The sequence below is a fragment of the Variovorax sp. J2L1-78 genome (genome assembly GCF_030317205.1).
Lineage (GTDB): Bacteria > Pseudomonadota > Gammaproteobacteria > Burkholderiales > Burkholderiaceae_C > Variovorax > Variovorax arabinosiphilus.
The window spans coordinates 384967-401777 of the sequence record NZ_JASZYB010000002.1 but is presented as its reverse complement, the minus strand read 5'-3'; the positions used below and the strand labels follow the sequence as shown (position 1 = coordinate 401777).

18 protein-coding genes are annotated in these 16811 nt (G+C 66.6%); 11 read left to right on the top strand and 7 right to left on the bottom strand.

Annotated elements, in window-relative coordinates; all coding sequences use genetic code 11:
- Positions 1 to 5: 5 nt before the first annotated feature.
- Entirely contained in the window at positions 6 to 434 is a 429-nt protein-coding gene (locus QTH86_RS15820) for a DUF3830 family protein (RefSeq protein WP_286647153.1), read from the top strand.
- 34 nt (positions 435 to 468) lie between these two features.
- Here QTH86_RS15820 and QTH86_RS15815 read toward each other — a convergent pair whose 3' ends face one another.
- Both QTH86_RS15815 and QTH86_RS15810 read right to left on the bottom strand, forming a co-directional pair.
- Positions 469 to 1131, bottom strand: coding sequence for a carboxymuconolactone decarboxylase family protein (locus QTH86_RS15815; RefSeq protein WP_286647152.1), 663 nt, complete (start codon positions 1129 to 1131; stop codon positions 469 to 471).
- 88 nt (positions 1132 to 1219) lie between these two features.
- Entirely contained in the window at positions 1220 to 1666 is a 447-nt protein-coding gene (locus tag QTH86_RS15810; RefSeq protein WP_444813894.1) for a (R)-mandelonitrile lyase, read from the bottom strand.
- 155 nt (positions 1667 to 1821) lie between these two features.
- Here QTH86_RS15810 and QTH86_RS15805 point away from each other — a divergent pair, with 155 nt between their 5' ends.
- The gene (locus QTH86_RS15805) at positions 1822 to 2727 is read left to right on the top strand and encodes a LysR family transcriptional regulator (protein ID WP_286647150.1); all 906 of its coding nucleotides are present in this window, start codon (positions 1822 to 1824) and stop codon (positions 2725 to 2727) included.
- A gap of 13 nt (positions 2728 to 2740) precedes the next feature.
- Here QTH86_RS15805 and QTH86_RS15800 read toward each other — a convergent pair whose 3' ends face one another.
- Complete coding sequence (locus QTH86_RS15800) at positions 2741 to 3646, bottom strand: LysR family transcriptional regulator (protein WP_286647149.1); 906 nt, start codon at positions 3644 to 3646, stop codon at positions 2741 to 2743.
- Between the two features lie 214 nt (positions 3647 to 3860).
- On the opposite strand from QTH86_RS15800, the gene QTH86_RS15795 reads away from it, so the two are divergent.
- The 7 genes from QTH86_RS15795 to QTH86_RS15765 all read left to right on the top strand — a co-directional run bounded on the left by QTH86_RS15795 (position 3861) and on the right by QTH86_RS15765 (position 11085).
- Positions 3861 to 4892, top strand: a complete 1032-nt coding sequence (locus QTH86_RS15795; protein ID WP_286647679.1) for an alpha/beta hydrolase — start codon at positions 3861 to 3863, stop codon at positions 4890 to 4892.
- Between the two features lie 92 nt (positions 4893 to 4984).
- Entirely contained in the window at positions 4985 to 6115 is a 1131-nt protein-coding gene (locus tag QTH86_RS15790) for an MFS transporter (RefSeq protein ID WP_286647678.1), read from the top strand.
- A 23-nt stretch (positions 6116 to 6138) separates the two neighbouring features.
- Entirely contained in the window at positions 6139 to 6564 is a 426-nt protein-coding gene (locus tag QTH86_RS15785) for a cyclophilin-like fold protein (protein WP_286647148.1), read from the top strand.
- Positions 6565 to 6701: 137 nt separating this feature from the next.
- On the top strand, positions 6702 to 7532 hold the full coding sequence (locus QTH86_RS15780; RefSeq protein WP_286647147.1) for a 2Fe-2S iron-sulfur cluster-binding protein: 831 nt from the start codon (positions 6702 to 6704) through the stop codon (positions 7530 to 7532).
- Positions 7519 to 8511: an FAD binding domain-containing protein gene (locus tag QTH86_RS15775; RefSeq protein WP_286647146.1), complete on the top strand. Its 993-nt coding sequence runs from the start codon at positions 7519 to 7521 to the stop codon at positions 8509 to 8511. The genes QTH86_RS15780 and QTH86_RS15775 overlap by 14 nt, the downstream gene beginning before the upstream one ends.
- A gap of 13 nt (positions 8512 to 8524) precedes the next feature.
- Positions 8525 to 10717: a xanthine dehydrogenase family protein molybdopterin-binding subunit gene (locus QTH86_RS15770; RefSeq protein WP_286647145.1), complete on the top strand. Its 2193-nt coding sequence runs from the start codon at positions 8525 to 8527 to the stop codon at positions 10715 to 10717.
- Entirely contained in the window at positions 10714 to 11085 is a 372-nt protein-coding gene (locus tag QTH86_RS15765) for a cyclophilin-like fold protein (RefSeq protein WP_286647144.1), read from the top strand. The genes QTH86_RS15770 and QTH86_RS15765 overlap by 4 nt, the downstream gene beginning before the upstream one ends.
- A gap of 36 nt (positions 11086 to 11121) precedes the next feature.
- Here the strand turns inward: QTH86_RS15765 and QTH86_RS15760 are convergent, their stop codons facing one another.
- On the bottom strand, positions 11122 to 11925 hold the full coding sequence (locus tag QTH86_RS15760; RefSeq protein WP_286647143.1) for an exodeoxyribonuclease III: 804 nt from the start codon (positions 11923 to 11925) through the stop codon (positions 11122 to 11124).
- A gap of 12 nt (positions 11926 to 11937) precedes the next feature.
- On the opposite strand from QTH86_RS15760, the gene pyrE reads away from it, so the two are divergent.
- Together pyrE and QTH86_RS15750 are read left to right on the top strand one after the other, a co-directional pair.
- The gene (gene pyrE / locus QTH86_RS15755) at positions 11938 to 12621 is read left to right on the top strand and encodes an orotate phosphoribosyltransferase (protein ID WP_286647142.1); all 684 of its coding nucleotides are present in this window, start codon (positions 11938 to 11940) and stop codon (positions 12619 to 12621) included.
- 24 nt (positions 12622 to 12645) lie between these two features.
- A complete protein-coding gene (locus QTH86_RS15750; protein WP_286647141.1) occupies positions 12646 to 13305 on the top strand; it encodes a DUF4124 domain-containing protein in 660 nt (219 codons plus the stop codon).
- A gap of 6 nt (positions 13306 to 13311) precedes the next feature.
- On the opposite strand, the gene gatB is transcribed toward QTH86_RS15750, so the two are convergent.
- The 3 genes from gatB to gatC are packed head-to-tail and all read right to left on the bottom strand — an operon-like array spanning position 13312 to position 16632.
- On the bottom strand, positions 13312 to 14802 hold the full coding sequence (gene gatB / locus QTH86_RS15745) for an Asp-tRNA(Asn)/Glu-tRNA(Gln) amidotransferase subunit GatB (RefSeq protein WP_286647140.1): 1491 nt from the start codon (positions 14800 to 14802) through the stop codon (positions 13312 to 13314).
- A gap of 1 nt (position 14803) precedes the next feature.
- On the bottom strand, positions 14804 to 16336 hold the full coding sequence (gene gatA / locus QTH86_RS15740) for an Asp-tRNA(Asn)/Glu-tRNA(Gln) amidotransferase subunit GatA (protein ID WP_286647139.1): 1533 nt from the start codon (positions 16334 to 16336) through the stop codon (positions 14804 to 14806).
- Positions 16333 to 16632, bottom strand: a complete 300-nt coding sequence (gatC, locus tag QTH86_RS15735; protein ID WP_286647138.1) for an Asp-tRNA(Asn)/Glu-tRNA(Gln) amidotransferase subunit GatC — start codon at positions 16630 to 16632, stop codon at positions 16333 to 16335. The genes gatA and gatC overlap by 4 nt, the downstream gene beginning before the upstream one ends.
- Between the last annotated feature and the right edge of the window lie 179 nt (positions 16633 to 16811).

The window sequence follows — 16811 nt, the reverse complement described above, 5'->3', positions numbered from 1 at the left end:
CACCCATGACCCGACTCAAGATCACCGCCGGCGGCTATGAATTCATCGCTGAAACCCACCCCGACGCGCCGCTCACCGTCGCAGCGTTCGCCAAGCTGCTGCCCTACCGCCAGAAGCTGATCCACGTGCGCTGGAGCGGCGAAGGCTGCTGGGTGCCGCTGGGCGAATTCAAGCTGGAGAACGACGGCACGCCCGTGGGCTTCGAGAACCACACCAGCCATCCGTCGGTCGGCGACATCCTGTTCTACCCCGGTGGCTACAGCGAGACCGAGATCATCCTGGCCTACGGCGCCTGCAGTTTTGCCAGCAAGATGGGCCAACTCGCCGGCAACCACTTCCTCACCATCGTCGAAGGCAAGGAGAACCTGCGCGCGCTGGGCGTGAAGGTGCTGTGGGAAGGCGCGCAGGACGTGGTGTTCGAAACGTACGAATGAGCCGACTGCGCGACAGGCGCTTCGTGAAACGTGCCTAACGGCTGGCCCGCGCCGCAAGTTGCCGCGCAAGTGCCTCTCGGGCCCGTCGTGCGCTTTCTGCGTCGACGCGATCGGCCAACACCTGCGTCAGCTGCTTCAGCTGACTGGCCGTGAGGCCCACGTTCATGCTGATGCCCATGTGCGACTGCACTTGCGAATCGGCGCCCTGCAGTGCCGACAGCATCGCGACGGTCGCGAGTTCGCGGCTTTGCCAGTCGAGGTTGTCACGTTCGAAGATGTCGCCGAAGAGGTGCGCTTTCAGGTACGCATCGATCGCCGGTGCGAACTCGAACAGCGCCCCCTTCACGGGGCTGCCCACGAGCCGGGTCTGATTGGCCGTGCCGGCCGCCAGCAGTGCCTCGCCCTGGGGGATGGGACGACTCGGTAATTGACCCTGAGCATCGTGCACACCGCGCTGTCGGCGAGCCTCGACCACTTTCATCAATTCGCCCAGCGCATTGAGGCTGCGCGGAAATCCTGCGTACGCATAGAGCTGGACCAGGACTTCCTTCGTGTCGTTCACGGTCAGTCCGGCGTCGAGGCCCTCGTTCAATGCCGCATGGAGGCGTGGCATGTCCCCTGCGGCGCCGAATGCTGCGATCGGAATGATGGCCTGCTGGCGCACGGAGAGTGATTCCGACGTTGGGGTCTGGGTCATGGCGGGTGAGCTCTGTGCGTTTGAATGGGCTTGGCTGAACAGGGCGGCAAAGCCCAGTGCCAGGCTGGCACCGACCCGCGACGAACGACTAAGGTGCCGTGTATTGCTCATCGCTCACCTTTTCCATCCAGTTGACGTTCTTGCCGTCGAGCGTGCCTGTGACCGCGAGGTGGGTCATGGCCGTCGTCGGAGAGGCGCCGTGCCAGTGCTTGACGCCTGGAGGACACCACAGGACGTCGCCGGGGCGGATTTCCTGGACCGGCTTGCCCCACTCCTGCGTGAGACCGACCCCCGACAGCACGACCAGTCGTTGGCCGGCCGGATGGGTGTGCCAGGCCGAGCGAGCACCGGGCTCGAAGGTCACGTTGGCGCCTGATGCATTGATGTGGTCGTCGCCGGGCCAGACCGGGTCGACGCGCACACGTCCGGTGAAGAACGCGTCGGGGCCCGCGGCGGAGGGTTGCGATCCTGCGCGCGAGATCTGGACGGCGCCCGAGGCGGGTGCGGCCTGTGCATCAGCCAGCGATGTCTGCATCAGTGCGAGGCACGCGACGATCGATGGCAGATGCGGAAGGGTTGTGGAATTCATAGTGGATTGGAACGATTGCCGGGTGTTCGCCCACTGTATTTACGGACCCTTTGGTTGAGAAGGCTGCAAAATCAGAATGCACATGTGCAAGCTAATCACCAATGGCCAAAGAAAACCTCAATGACCTGCAGGCCTTCGTGGTGGTGGCGCGCGAGCGCAGCTTCACCCGTGCCGCCGCGCAAATGGGCCTGTCGCGTTCGGCGTTGAGCCACGCGATGCTGGCGCTGGAAGCGCGCCTGGGCGTGCGTCTGCTCACCCGCACCACGCGAAGCGTTTCGACCACGGAGGCCGGCGCCCGGCTGCTCGCCACGGTGGCGCCACGCCTGCAGGAGATCGAGGCTGAACTGGGTCAGCTCAGTGCGATGCGCGACAAGCCGGCCGGCACGGTGCGCATCACGGCCCACGACCACGCCATCGGCACCGCGCTCTGGCCCCGCTTGATGCCCTTGCTCAAGCAGTACCCGGACATCCGGATCGAGTTCAGCGTCGACTACGGCTTCACGGACATCGCGGCGCAGCGCTTCGATGCCGGCGTGCGCGTCGGCGACCGCATCGACAAGGACATGGTGGCCGTGCGCATCTCTCCCGACATGCGAATGTCGGTGGCGGCCTCGCCCGACTATCTGCGAGGCAAGACGCCGCCGAAGAAGCCGCAGGACCTGACCGACCACCAGTGCGTGAACCTGCGCCTGCCGACGCGCGGCAACCTGTACGCGTGGGATTTCCAGAAAGGCAAGAAATCGGTCAACGTGAAGGTCGATGGCCAGACCATCTTCAACAGCACGAACCTGATGCTGCAAGCGGCGCTCGATGGCCTGGGCTTTGCCTACGTGCCCTTCGACCTGATGAAGCCGCACATCGATGCCGGCCGGCTGGTTCCGGTGCTGGAGGACTGGTGGCCGCGCTTTCCGGGGTATCACCTGTATTACGCCAACCGGCGTCAGATCGCACCGGCGCTGGCCTTGGTGATCGACGCATTGAGGTACCGCGAAACGTCGCAGCGCTGACTCGAGCGTCGCCTTACGGCGCCCGTGATCCGTCGAAGCGCAGCGCCTTCACGACCAGCGAAAACGCCGGTGAGGGTTGGCGCTTGCTGGGGTAGTACAGGTGGTAGCCGGCGAACTTGGGGCACCAGTCCTGCAGCACGCGCACGAGCCGGCCCGATTCGATGTGCGACATCAGTTCATCTTCCGGCAGCAGCGAGATGCCCAGCCCTGCGAGGGCTGCGTCCACCTGCGGTGCTGAGGTGTTGAAGATCAGCGGTCCATCGACGCGAACGTTGACCTTGCGGCCGCGCTTCTCGAAGTCCCAGACATACAGCCCACCCGACGTCGGCATGCGCTGGTTGATGCACTGGTGCCGGGTCAGGTCGGCCGGCGTCTTGGGGATCGGGTGGACGGCGAAGTAGCCGGGTGACGCCACCACCGCCATCTGCAGCGGCGGGCCGATGGGCACGGCGATCATGTCGTTGTCGATCGTGTTGCCCATGCGGACCCCGGCATCGAAGCGGTCGGCCACGATGTCGCGAAACCCGTAGTTCATGTCGAACTCCAGCTTGATGTCGGGGTAGTCGCGCAGCAGGGGTGTGAGCTTGGGCAGCAGCACGCTGTGCATGATGTGATCGCCGCAGGTGATGCGCACGGTACCCGCAGGCTTGTCGCGCAGCTCGGTCAACGCCTCGAGCTCGGCCTCGATCTCGTCGAAACGGTAGCCGATGGCCTTCATGAGCCGCTCGCCGGCCGAGGTCGGCGCAACGCTGCGCGTGGTGCGGGTCAACAGGCGGATCTGCAGCCCTTCTTCCAGCCCGCGGATCGCCTGGCTGAGGGCCGACTGGGTCACGCCGAGCGTGCCGGCCGCCTTGGTGAAGCTGCCCTCGCGGGCCACCGTCACGAAAGCCAGCAGGTCGTTGAGATTCCGTCTGGGCATGTGGCTTTCCGCATCGCGCGGACTGATTAGCTGAGTTAATAAATGTATTAAGCATTCATTACCTAGTCAACATCCACCTCGCTCGGCAAACTTCTTCGCATTGCAAGGCCCCACCGCATCCGAAGGAACATCGACCATGAAAACCGCAGCAGACACCGCAGCCGAACGCCGCGAATTCCTGAAGAGGGCCGGTACCGGCGTGGCGGCCGTCGGCATGTTGTCGACGACCGGCGCAGCCATGGCAGCGGGCCCAGGGAAACGCGCCCAGCTGCGCAACGGTGCCGACAACTTCTACGTGAGCGACAAGGTCACCGTGCAGAAGGTCGGCTTCAAGAACCAGTACCGGATGTCCGTTGCAGGGAACCTCTTCCTGCCCAAGTCGCTCGACCGGAAAAAACAGACCGCGGCGCTCGTCGTCGGCCACCCGATGGGTGCGGTGAAGGAGCAAAGCGCGAACCTGTACGCGACCAAGATGGCGGAGCAGGGCTTCGTGACACTGTCGCTGGACCTCGCGTTCTGGGGCGGCAGCGACGGTCAGCCGCGCAATGCGGTCTCGCCCGACATGTACGCCGAGAGTTTCAGCGCTGCGGTCGACTTCCTCGGCAGCCAGGCGTTCGTCGACCCCCAACAGATCGGCGCCATCGGTGTCTGCGGCAGCGGCAGCTTCGTCATCAGTGCGGCGAAGATCGATCCGCGCATGAAGGCCATCGCCACGGTGAGCATGTACGACATGGGGGCGGCCAACCGCGACGCGCTCAACCACTCGCAGACGCTCGAGCAGCGCAAGCAGATCATCGCGGCCGCCGCCAAGCAGCGTCAGGCAGAGTTCAACGGCGGCGCCGTCCAGTACACCGGCGGCACGGTGCTCACGCTCGCTGCCGACACGCATCCCATTCAGCGCGAGTTCTTCGATTTCTATCGCACGCCGCGCGGCGAGTTCACGCCCAAGGGGGCATCGGCGCGGACCACCACCATGCCGACCTTGAGCAGCAACGTCAAGTTCATGAACTTCTATCCGTTCAACGACATCGAGACGATCTCGCCGCGGCCGATGCTGTTCATCACCGGGGATCAGGCGCATTCCAAGGAATTCAGCGAAGACGCCTACAAGCGGGCTGCCGAACCGAAGGAGCTGTACGTGGTCCCGGGCGCCGGCCACGTGGATCTGTACGACCGGGTGTCGCTGATCCCGTTCGACAAGCTGACGTCGTTCTTCAACAAGCACCTCGTGCCGGCGAGCGCCTGATGGCAGCGCAGGCGATCGGCACGCAAGCAAGCGGCGCCTTGTTCGACGACCGCGCCGAAGCGCGGCCCGCACACTGGGGTGGCGTGTTCGCGATGACGCTGTGCGTCTTCGCGCTGATCGCGTCGGAGTTCATGCCGGTCAGCTTGCTGACGCCCTTGGCGTCCGACCTCGGGGTCACCGAAGGCATGGCGGGGCAGGGCATCGCCATCTCGGGCGTCTTCGCGGTGCTCACCAGCCTGTCGATTTCGGCGATCGCCGGCAGGATCAACCGCAAGAAGTTGCTCCTGTCGCTGACGGCGATGATGTGCCTGTCCGGCGCCGTCGTCGCGATGGCGCCGAACTACATGACGTACCTGGCCGGCCGCGCGTTGATCGGCATCGTCGTCGGCGGCTTCTGGTCCCTGTCGGCGGCCACGGCCATGCAGCTGGTGCCGCCGTCCAAGGTGCCGCGGGCACTGGCGATCTTCAACGGCGGCAACGCGCTGGCCACGGTCGTGGCAGCGCCGTTGGGCAGCTATCTCGCCGCGATCGTGGGCTGGCGCGGTGCCTTCTTCTGCCTGGTGCCGGTCGCGGCGATCGCGTTCGTCTGGCAATGGTTCAGTTTGCCCGCCATGAAGCCTCAGCCGCGCGCGAGAGGGGCGAGCAACGTCTTCATGCTTTTCAGGCACCGGCGGGTCGTGCTCGGCATGCTCGCCGTTGGCGTTTTCTTCATGGGGCAGTTCGCGCTGTTCACTTACCTGCGTCCGTTCCTGGAGACGGTGACGCGGGTCGACGTGTCGATGCTGTCGCTCGTGCTGCTGACCCTGGGTGTCGCGGGCTTCATCGGCACCACGGTCATCGGCCGATTCCTGACGATCGGCTTCTACGGCACGCTCACGATCATCCCGGTGCTGATGGCGGCGATCGCGGTGCTGCTGATGGCCGTTGGCACTTCCGTTGCTGCCACCACCGTGTTGCTGGGCATCTGGGGGCTGGTGGCCACCGCTGCGCCGGTGGGCTGGTGGCTGTGGATCGCACGAACGCTCCCGCACGACGCCGAAGCCGGCGGCGGGCTCATGGTCGCCGTGGTCCAGCTTTCCATCGCGCTGGGCTCGACGCTCGGTGGCTTGCTGTTCGACGGCAGCGGCTACCAAAGCACCTTCGCTTTCAGCGCCGGCCTCTTGCTGGTCGGCGCGTTCCTGGTGGTCATGACAGCGCGTGCAGACCGCACGCCATTGACATGACTCCCAGCCGCAGTCCTCTTGCAATGAAGATGAAGCCCTGGCACCTGCGTCTTGCGGGCTTGTGCATCGGCTTGCTCTCCGTCGGTGTCGGCCACGCCGAATCACGAGTGTGGATGACCGTTGGCGAACGGCGCATGGCCGTGACCCTGGCCGACACGGATGCCGCCCACGCGTTCGCTGCGCGACTTCCGCTGACGCTCGACATGAGCGATCTCAACGGCAACGAAAAGAAGTTCGACCTGCCGCAAGCGTTGCCCGCAAATCCAAGCCGGCCGGGAACGATCCGCAACGGTGACCTCATGTTGTATGGGGCGCACACCGTGGTCCTCTTCTACCGGACCTTCGACTCTCCCTACGCGTACACGCGGTTTGGCCGCGTGGAGAACCCGGATGGCTTGGCACAAGCGCTCGGCCAGCGCAATGTGAAGGTCGGGTTCGCGCGGGACTGAACGCCCGCACTGCGCCACGAAGTGATTAGCCAGGCTAATAAAGGCATTAAGCGTTCATCGGGTAGTCGATCGGCGGCGTGTTTGACACAGTCAGGCGCGGCGAACTGCCGACGCATCTTTCATCAAGGACGAAGTCCATGCCCCACGAAATCCAGAACGACACACCGGCGGAACTCAGTGCCGACGAATCGGCGCTGCTCGCAGAGATGCCGGCGCTGAATGGCGTCGGCACGTCACGCCGCACTTTCATGATGCAGACCGGCGGCAGCGGCATCGGCCTCTTCGCCGCGAACCTGCTGGCGACCGAGTCCGCGCTTGCGCAACTGCCGCCGGTGCCCGGTGCGGCGTCGGCGCCTGTCGTGGTGCAAAACGTCGTGAAGGTCAGCTTTCGGGTCAACGGAACGCCGCAGACGCTGGACGTCGACTCACGCGTCGTGCTGCTCGATGCGCTGCGTGAACGGCTTGCGTTGACCGGCTCCAAGAAAGGCTGCGACCAGGGCCAGTGCGGTGCCTGCACCGCGCTGGTCGACGGGCAGCGCGTGCTGTCCTGCCTGACGCTGGCCGCCACGCTCGAAGGCCGCGAGGTCACGACCATCGAAGGCTTGGCGACGGGTGACCAGCTGCATCCCATGCAGGCGGCCTTCATCAAGCACGACGGCTTCCAGTGCGGCTACTGCACATCGGGCCAGATCTGTTCGGCCGTCGGCATGCTGGGCGAGGTCCAGCGCGGCCAGGTCAGCCACGTCACCGAGAACGTCGGCAAGACCACGACGCGCCTGACCGACGACGAGATCAAGGAGCGCATGAGCGGCAACCTCTGCCGCTGCGGTGCCTACCCCGGCATCGTCGCGGCGATCCAGGAGGTGCATTCGGGTCGACAGGCCGCGCAGACCTGGGGCTTCGCCACCGAGACGCAACTGGCCATGACCACCGATGGAAAAAAGGAGGACGGCCATGCGACCGTTTGAGTACGTCCGCGCGGCAGATGCCGCCTCCGCGACCGCCGCCCTGTCGGCCATGCCGCAAGCCAGGTACCTCGCGGGCGGCAGCAATCTGCTGGACCTGATGAAGGAGGACGTCGAGCGCCCGACGCGCCTGGTCGACATCACCCGCCTGCCGCTGCGCGAGATCCAGCGCACGCGCGCCGGTCTGTCGATCGGGGCCCTGGCCACCAACACCGAGACGGCCAACCATCCGCTGGTCCGCGAGAACTACCCGCTGCTCACGCAGGCGATCGTCGCGGGCGCCTCGGGGCAGTTGCGCAACATGGCCACCAACGGCGGCAACCTGCTGCAACGCACGCGCTGCAACTACTTCTACGACACGTCCATGCCGTGCAACAAGCGCGAGGCCGGCAGCGGTTGCGGCGCGCGCGAGGGCCTCAACCGGATCAGCGCGATCATGGGCTGGAGCGAGGCCTGCGTGGCGACCTATCCCGGCGACATGGCCACGGCGTTGTACGCGCTCGATGCCCGGGTGCGCGTCCGCGCGCCGGACGGACGCGAGCGGCTGATCGCCATCACCGACTTCCACCGGCTGCCGGGCGACACGCCCGAGCGCGACAACAACCTCGCGCACGGTGAACTCATCGTTGCCATCGAACTGCCCGTGCCCGCGGGTGAGTTCGCGCGACACTCGCACTACCTCAAGGTGCGCGACCGTGCCTCGTACGCGTTTGCGATGGTCTCGGTGGCTGCCGCACTCGACATGGACGGCAGCCGGATCCGCCAGGCGCGCGTGGTGCTGGGCAGCGTCGCGCACAAGCCCTGGCGCAGCGCCGAGGCCGAAGCGGTGCTCGTGGGCCAGCGTGCCGACGAGGCGACGTTCAAGCGCGCGGCCGACGCCGCGCTGCGCGATGCGCGCCCGCTGGCGCACAACGCCTACAAGGTGGAACTGGGTCGACGTTCCGTCGTGCGTGCGTTGATGCGCGCGTCGCGCCTGGCGTGAAGAAAGGCATCACATGGCACGCTATCTAGGCAAAGAGACGACCCGCGTCGACGGGCTCGCCAAGGTCACCGGCAAGGCGAAGTACACCGCCGAGTTCCAGATCCCGAATGTCGCCTACGGCTTTATCGCGCTGAGCACTGTGGCCAAGGGCCGCATCACCGCCATCGACACGCGCGCAGCAGAACAGGCGGGCGGCGTGATCCGCGTCTTCACCCACCTGAACGCGGGCAAGCTCGGCCCCGCACCGGCAGCCGGCGCAGCACCGGCGTGGTCGTGGCCGCTGCAATCGGACCGGGTGTTCTTCAACGGCCAGCCGATCGCACTCGTCGTGGCGGAGAGCTACGAACAGGCCCGGTATGCGGCGCGGCTGGTGAAGGCCACCTACGAGACCGAGCCGCACAACACCGACTTCTCGGCGGTGCTGGCGCGCGCGCAGCCGGACCCCGCCACGGCGCAAGGCGCGCCCCGAGGCAACCCGGTTGCCGCGATGCAGGCGGCGGCTGTCAAGATCGAGGCGGAATACCGCATTCCGATCCACCACCACAACCCGATCGAGCCGCACGCGGCCATCGCGTTCTGGCAGGGGGATCAACTCACGATCTTCGACAAGACCCAGGAAGTCTTCGGTGTGCAGAAGCATCTGGCGGAAAGCCTGGGCGTGCCTGCCGAGAACATCCGCGTGGTGTCGCCGTTCGTCGGCGGTGCCTTCGGCGCATCGCTCAAGCCGAACTACTACCCGTCATTGACGGCGATGGCGGCGCGGGAACTCAAGCGTCCGGTCAAGGTCGTCTACACGCGTACCCAGATGTTCACCGGGCACGGCTACCGGCCATACACCATCCAGAAGATCGCGCTGGGCGCCGATCGCAGCGGCAAGCTGTCGTCGATGATCCACGAGGCGTTCCACAACACCTCGTCGTTCGAAGCCTTCTCGGATTCGACCACCGGCTTCACGCGACAGGTCTATGCCTGTCCCCATCTGCACGCGCCGCTGAAAGTCGCGGCAACGGATCTGGCCACGCCCACGTGGATGCGCGCACCGGGGGCGGTGAGCGGCATGTTCGCGCTGGAATGCGCGATGGACGAACTGTCGTACGCGCTCAAGATCGATCCGATGGAACTGCGCCTCGTCAACTACGCAGAGACCGACCCGGAGAGCGGCAAGCCCTTCTCCAGCAAGGCGCTGCGCGAGTGCTATCGGCTGGGTGCCGAGAAGTTCGGCTGGAAGAACCGCAAGGCCGAGCCGCGCTCCATGCGCGACGGCCGTCTGCTGGTGGGCTGGGGCATGGCCTCGAGCGTCTGGGGCGCTTTTCAGCAGCCTGCGAGCGCGCGCGTCACGTTCCGCGCCGACGGAACAGCCGGCGTGACCAGCGCGACCAGCGACATCGGGCCGGGCACCTACACGGTGATGACCATGATCGCGGCCGAATTCCTCGGGCTTCGGCTGGACCAGGTGCACTTCGAGCTGGGCGACACGCGCCAGCCCAAGGCGCCGGCGCAAGGCGGCTCGTGGACGACCTCCAGCGTGGGCTCGGCCGTGCGCGGGGCCGCGCTGACGATCGTCGCGAAGCTGCTGGATCTGGCGAACCGGGACGCCGCATCGCCGCTGAAGGACGCGAACGCCGCAGAGGTGGAGATGCTCGACGGTCTGTTGCGCCGCAAGAGCGACCCGTCGCGGGCCGTCGTCATCGCCGACGTCATGCGCCGCACCGGCACCCACGAGATCACCGAGACCTACGATTCGACGCCCTCGCCCGAGCGCGCGAAGTACGCGTCGCTCGCGCACGGCGCCCAGTTCGTCGAAGTGAAGGTCGATCCGGACCTGGGCACGGTGAAGGTCACCCGCGTGATCGAGGTCACCGCCTGCGGCAAGATCCTCAATCCGCTCGCCTCCCACAGCCAGGAGATCGGCGGCGTGGTCTGGGGCATCGGCATGGCGCTGGAGGAAGCGACTGAGATCGACCACCGCTACGGCCGCATCATGAACGCCAACCTGCAGCACTACCACGTGCCGGTGAACGCGGACATTCACGCCATCGAGACCATCTTCGTCGAGGAAGACGACACCATCGTCAATCCGCTGGGCGTCAAGGGCATGGGCGAACTCGGCATGGTGGGTATCCCGGCGGCCATCGCCAACGCGATCTTCCACGCTACCGGCAAGCGCGTGCGCGACCTGCCGATCACGCCGGAGAAGCTGATGTGAGCACGCGCGGCGTTCGGATCCAGCTGACCGTCGACGGCGCCGTGGTGGCGACGGCGACCCTCGAGGGCCACGCCAGCGCCAGAGACTTCGTCGCCTTGCTGCCGCTGGAACTGAGCCTGGAAGACTACGCGGCGACGGAGAAGATCGCCGTGCTGCCGCGCCCGCTCACGACGACCGAGCCCATGGCGGCCTGCACGCCGTCAGCCGGCGACATCAGCTTCTACGTCCCATGGGGAAACATCGCGATCTTCTACAACGACGGCCAGCTCTCGCAGGGACTGGTTCGACTCGGAAGGCTCGATTCGGGGCTGTCGGCGATCCGGCGCAAAGGTTCGATGGTGGTGACCTTCGAGCCGGCGCGCGAGTGACATGGGTGCGCTCGCGCCCTCGAAGAGCGGCCGGCCTCAGAGATCGAAGTCGTAGTCCACCGTGATCGGCGCATGGTCGCTGAACTTCACGGTCTTGTAGATCGACTCGTGCCGCGCCAGCGCGCCCAGCGCCGGCGTGGCCAGGTGGTAATCCAGCCGCCAGCCCACGTTCTTCGCGTAGGCCTGGCCTCGGTTGCTCCACCAGGTGTAGGCCTCGCCGGTGGTGTCGGGCTTGAGCATGCGGTAGACGTCGACCAGGCCCGCCCCGTCGGCACCCGCGTCGAGCAGGCGGGTCATCCAGGCGCGCTCCTCGGGCAGGAAGCCGCTGTTCTTCATGTTGCCCTTCCAGTTCTTCAGGTCGATCTCCTGGTGGGCGATGTTGATGTCGCCGCAGAGGATGAATTCGCGTTCGCGCTTGAGCGCATTCAGGTGCGGGAAGAAGCCCTTGAGGAAGCGGAACTTGGCGGCTTGGCGCTCCTCGCCGGACGAGCCGCTCGGGAAGTAGCAGCTGATGATCGACAGCTTGCGTGCCGGCGTGTCGAAGCGCAGTTCGAGGTAGCGGCCTTCGGCGTCGAATTCGGCGTCGCCCCAGCCCACCACCACCTCGCTGGGGGCGTGCTTGGTGTAAATCGCAGTGCCGGCGTAGCCCTTCTTCTCGGCAAAATGGAAGTGACCTTTGAGGCCGGCCATCTCTTCGAAGCGGCCTTCGATGTCGCTGGCCTGGACCCGGATCTCCTGCATGCAAATACAATCCGGCGCCAGTTCGGCCACCCAGTCGGCCACGCCCTTGGTGGCGGCCGAACGCAGGCCATTGAGGTTGAGGCTGGTCAGTTTGAACAAAAGGAATTCCCGATGGCTGAGGTGAAGGGGGCGGGCGACAGGCTCGCGCTGGATTTCGTGCAGTTCGCGCTCGACGCCGGTGTGCTGCGATTCGGCGAATTCAAGACCAAGGCCGGACGGCTCAGTCCCTACTTCTTCAATGCCGGCCTGTTCGACGACGGCGCCAAGATGCTGCGGCTGGCGGAATTCTATGCAGAGCGCCTGATCGACAGCGGCTTGGAGTTCGACATGCTCTTCGGCCCGGCCTACAAGGGCATTCCCCTGGGCGCCGTGCTGGCCGCCGAGCTCGCCCGGCGCGGGCGCAACGTGCCCTTCGCCTACAACCGCAAGGAAGCCAAGGCCCATGGCGAAGGCGGCACGCTCGTCGGCGCCAAGCTGCAGGGGCGCGTGCTGATCGTCGACGATGTGATGTCGGCCGGGACGGCGGTGCGCGAATCGATCGCGATGATCCGCCAGGCCGGCGCCACGCCGCACGCGGTCATGATCGCCCTGGACCGACAGGAGATGGCGACGGAAGACGGCGTCGACGTGGCGCACAGCGCCGTGCAATATGTGCAGAACCAGTTGGGGCTGCAGGTGCTGTCGATCGCCAGTCTGGACGACTTGCTAAAGTACTTGGCCGAACGCGGCGGCGGCGAACTCGACGCCCACCGCGACAAGGTGCTGGCATACCGCCAGCGCTACGGCGCCGTCTGAAGTCGGACCGTCACGGGAGAACGGATGCTGCTGCCGAACCGAACCTTCTTGGCGACCTGGTCGCTGTGCGCGCTGGCAGCCTCCGCTTCGGCGCAGGGGCCGACGGCCTCGCCCGGCATCTACAGCTGCACCGACAGCCGGGGACGCACCCTCACCGCCGACCGGCCGATCGCCGATTGCGCCGACCGCGAACAGCGCGAGTTCGGCCCGAGCGGCACCGTGCGCCGCACCCTCGAACCCACCTACACCCCGCGCGAGCAGGCCGAGCGCGAAGAGCGCGCTCGGCAGGCGGCGATGCAGGCGTCGCGGCTGAACGAGGAGCGGCGGCGCGAGCGCGCCCTGCTGATGCGTTACCCCAATCCGACGGCGCACGAGCGCGAGCGGTCCGAAGCCATGCTGCAGATCGATGCGGTCATCGACGCCGCCCGCAAGCGGCTCGGCGAGCTGGGCAAGGAGCGCCAGGGCATCGACGACGAGATGGAGTTCTACAAGAAGGACCCGAGCAAGGCCCCGCCGTCGTTGCGTCGCAAGCTCGACGACAGCGAGCAGAGCGTGGCGGTCCAGAACCGCTTCATCGCGGCGCAGGAAGACGAAAAGAAGCGCGTGAACGCGCGCTTCGACGAGGAGCGCGCGCGGCTCAAGCCGCTGTGGTCGGCGAACGCGGCCGGTGGCGCCGGCCGCTGAGTCCGCTCAGCCCAGCTTGCTCTTCAGCAGCGCATTGACCTGCGCCGGGTTGGCCTTGCCCTGGCTGGCCTTCATCACCTGACCCACCAGCGCGTTGAAGGCCTTGTCCTTGCCGGCGCGGTATTCGGCGATGTTCTTCTCGTTGGTGGCGAGCACGCCGTCGATGATGGCTTCGAGGGCGCCGGAATCGCTCATCTGCTTGAGGCCCTTGGCCTCGATCACCGCATCGACATCGCTCGCTTCGCTGGTCCACAGGGCGTCGAAGACCTGGCGTGCGGCGGCATTGGAGATGGTGCCGTCGCCGATGCGCACGATCAGCTTCGCCAGCTGTGCCGCCGTGACCGGCGCTTCGCCGATGGCGATGTCCTGCGCATTCAGGCGTCGGGCGATCTCCCCGGTGATCCAGTTGCTGGCCAGCTTGGGCGACGCGCCCGCGGCCACCGTCGCATCGAAGTAGTGCGCCAGCGCCACGCTCTGCGTGAGCTGCGCGGCGTCGTACGCCGACAGGCCGTGCGTCGTCACATAGCGCTCGGCCATCGCGCGCGGCAACTCGGGCATCTCGCCACGCACCCGCTCGATCCATTCGGGCGCGATCGCCAGCGGCGGCAGGTCCGGGTCGGGAAAGTAGCGGTAGTCGGCCGCGTCTTCCTTGGTGCGCATCGCGCGCGTCTCGCCGGTGTCGGGGGCGAACAGCACGGTGGCCTGCTGGATCGCGCGGCCGTCCTCGATCTCCTCGATCTGCCAGCGGATCTCGTAGTCGATCGCCTGCTGCATGAACTTGAAGCTGTTCAGGTTCTTGATCTCGCGGCGCGTGCCCAGCTTGGCGCCGGGCTTGCGCACCGACACGTTGGCGTCGCAGCGAAAGCTCCCTTCCTGCATGTTGCCGTCGCAGATGCCGATCCAGGTGACGATCTTGTGCAGCTCCTTCGCATAGGCCACGGCCTCGGCGGTGGAGCGCATGTCGGGCTCGGTGACGATCTCGAGCAGCGGCGTGCCGGCGCGGTTCAGGTCGATGCCCGACTGGCCGATGAAGTCCTCGTGCAGCGACTTGCCGGCATCTTCTTCCAGGTGCGCGCGCACCAGGCGCACGGTCTTGGATTCGTCGCCGACGAAGAAGCTCACGGCGCCACCCTGCACCACCGGGATCTCGAACTGCGAGATCTGGTAGCCCTTGGGCAGGTCGGGGTAGAAGTAGTTCTTGCGCGCGAAGACGCTGCGCGGCGCGATGGTCGAGCCCAGCGCCAGGCCGAGCTTGATGGCGCGTTCGACCGCGCCCTTGTTCATCACCGGCAGCGTGCCCGGCAGCGCCAGGTCGACGGCGCAGGCCTGCGTGTTGGGCTCGGCGCCGAAAGCCGTCGAGGCGCGGCTGAAGATCTTGCTGGCGGTCGACAGCTGCGCGTGCGTCTCGAAGCCGATGATGACTTCATAGCCCTGCACCAGCGGGCCGGTCGGACGGCCTTCCTGCTGCGCTTCGAATGTGTTCACGGGGTCGCTCATCTCAATTTCCCTTGGGCGCGCGCGCATGCCAGTCGGTGGCCTGCTGGAAGCGGTGCGCGGCGTTCAGCAGCTTCGCCTCGGCGAAGTAGTTGCCGATCAGCTGCAGGCCGACCGGCATGCCGGCTTCGCCGAAGCCTGCGGGCAGGCTCATGCCGGGCAGGCCGGCCAGCGAGGCGGGCAGGGTGTAGATGTCGGCCAGGTAGTCGGCGACAGGGTCGTCGCCGTGCTCGCCGAGCTTCCAGGCCACCGTCGGCGCCACCGGACCAGCGATCACGTCACAGCCTTGGAAGGCCTGCCGGAAGTCGTCGGCGATCATGCGGCGCACCTTCTGCGCCTGCAGGTAGTAGGCGTCGTAGTAGCCGTGGCTCAGCACGTAGGTGCCGATCATGATGCGGCGCTTGACCTCGTCGCCGAAGCCTTCTTCGCGGGTCTTGCCGTACATGTCGGCCAGGTCGCGGTAGTCCTTGGCGCGGTGGCCGAATTTGACGCCGTCGAAGCGGCTCAGGTTGCTCGATGCTTCGGCCGCCGCCAAGATGTAATAGACGGGAATCGACAGCGAAGTTCGTGGGAGATGCACAAATTTGTAGGTCGCCCCCAAATCCTCATAAACCTTCATGGCGTCCCAGAATGCATCGGAGACCCCCGCTGACGGTCCTGGATTGGTCGGGTCCATGTCTTTCGCCGCTTGATCCGCAGGCTTGGAAATCCATTCGAGCGGCACTCCAATAACTAAGCCCTTGAGCGGCGCGTTCAGTGAGAGCGAGAAGTCTTCGGCCGGTCGGTCGATCGAGGTCGAGTCGCGGTCCAGGTCGGGGCCGCACATCGCCGACAACAGCAGCGCGCAGTCTTCGGCCGAACGGCCCATCGCCCCGGCCTGGTCGAGGCTGGAGGCGAAGGCGACCATGCCGTAGCGCGAGGCGCGGCCGTAGGTCGGCTTGATGCCGGTGATGCCGCAGAAGGAGGCGGGCTGGCGGATCGAGCCGCCGGTGTCGGTGCCGGTGGCGGCCGGCGCCAGGCGCGCGGCCACGGCCGCCGCACTGCCGCCGGAGGAGCCGCCCGGCACGCGGGCGGTGTCCCAGGGGTTGCGCACCGGCACGGCCTTGTCGGAGCCCACGGCGGGCACGGCCACGTTCTCGTTGGCCGACCCCATCGCGAATTCGTCGCAGCTGAGCTTGCCCAGCGTCACGGCACCGGCCTCGGCCAGCTTGCGCACCACGGTCGCGTCGAAGGGCGAGCGGTAGCCGGCCAGCATGCGCGAACCCGCGGTGGTCGGGAAGTCGGTGGTGACGAAGATGTCTTTGTGCGCGATCGGCACGCCAGCCAGCGCCGGTGCGTTGCCCTTGGCGATCCGCGCGTCGGCGGCCCGGGCCTGCGCCAGCGTCACGTCGGCATCGACCGCGACGAAGGCGCCGAGCGCCTGGTGCGCATCGATGCGCTGGAGGAAATGCTGGGCGGCCTCGACCGCCGAGACCTCGCGCGATGCCAGGGCCTTGGCGAGGCCGGCCACGCCCAGTTGATGCAGGTCCGCGCTCATTCGATCACCTTTGGCACGAGGAACAGGCCGCGTTCGACGGCGGGGGCGCTCTTCTGGTTGGCCTCGCGGTTGTTCGGCTCGCTCACCACGTCGTCGCGCAGGCGCAGGGTGATGTCTTCGATGGCGGCCACGGGGTGGGCCAGCGGCTCGAGGCCAGTGGTGTCGACGGCGCGCATCTTCTCGACCAGGTCGAAGAAGCTGTTGATCTGGCCCTGCAGGCGCGTGCTCTCGTCGGGCGCCAACTGGAGGCGTGCCAGCGTGGCGATGCGGGCAATATCGGTGGAGGTGAGTGACATTCGGAAATGAGGGCGAAACGGTGTCGAAACCGGCCCCGCCGGGGGGCGAAAACGAGGGAAGTCCAGGGGATTCGGGTATTATCCCGCCTTTGCCGCAACCCCCGCGAACGCGCCGGCTTTTGCTGCAAAAACCATCAATCCATCCCTTCAGACGACCCAAAAAATAGAGCGACGACCTG

Coding starts and splice junctions, on each gene's coding strand:
- gatB (WP_286647140.1), bottom strand. CDS start 14,802: ATGAGCGACCCCGTGAACACATTCGAAGCGCAGCAGGAAGGCCGTCCG.
- pyrE (WP_286647142.1), top strand. CDS start 11,938: ATGGCTGAGGTGAAGGGGGCGGGCGACAGGCTCGCGCTGGATTTCGTG.
- QTH86_RS15810 (WP_444813894.1), bottom strand. CDS start 1,666: ATGCAGACATCGCTGGCTGATGCACAGGCCGCACCCGCCTCGGGCGCC.
- QTH86_RS15775 (WP_286647146.1), top strand. CDS start 7,519: ATGCGACCGTTTGAGTACGTCCGCGCGGCAGATGCCGCCTCCGCGACC.
- QTH86_RS15770 (WP_286647145.1), top strand. CDS start 8,525: ATGGCACGCTATCTAGGCAAAGAGACGACCCGCGTCGACGGGCTCGCC.
- QTH86_RS15795 (WP_286647679.1), top strand. CDS start 3,861: ATGTTGTCGACGACCGGCGCAGCCATGGCAGCGGGCCCAGGGAAACGC.
- QTH86_RS15815 (WP_286647152.1), bottom strand. CDS start 1,131: ATGACCCAGACCCCAACGTCGGAATCACTCTCCGTGCGCCAGCAGGCC.
- QTH86_RS15785 (WP_286647148.1), top strand. CDS start 6,139: ATGAAGATGAAGCCCTGGCACCTGCGTCTTGCGGGCTTGTGCATCGGC.
- QTH86_RS15750 (WP_286647141.1), top strand. CDS start 12,646: ATGCTGCTGCCGAACCGAACCTTCTTGGCGACCTGGTCGCTGTGCGCG.
- gatC (WP_286647138.1), bottom strand. CDS start 16,632: ATGTCACTCACCTCCACCGATATTGCCCGCATCGCCACGCTGGCACGC.
- QTH86_RS15790 (WP_286647678.1), top strand. CDS start 4,985: ATGACGCTGTGCGTCTTCGCGCTGATCGCGTCGGAGTTCATGCCGGTC.
- QTH86_RS15805 (WP_286647150.1), top strand. CDS start 1,822: ATGGCCAAAGAAAACCTCAATGACCTGCAGGCCTTCGTGGTGGTGGCG.
- QTH86_RS15780 (WP_286647147.1), top strand. CDS start 6,702: ATGCCCCACGAAATCCAGAACGACACACCGGCGGAACTCAGTGCCGAC.
- QTH86_RS15820 (WP_286647153.1), top strand. CDS start 6: ATGACCCGACTCAAGATCACCGCCGGCGGCTATGAATTCATCGCTGAA.
- gatA (WP_286647139.1), bottom strand. CDS start 16,336: ATGAGCGCGGACCTGCATCAACTGGGCGTGGCCGGCCTCGCCAAGGCC.
- QTH86_RS15800 (WP_286647149.1), bottom strand. CDS start 3,646: ATGCCCAGACGGAATCTCAACGACCTGCTGGCTTTCGTGACGGTGGCC.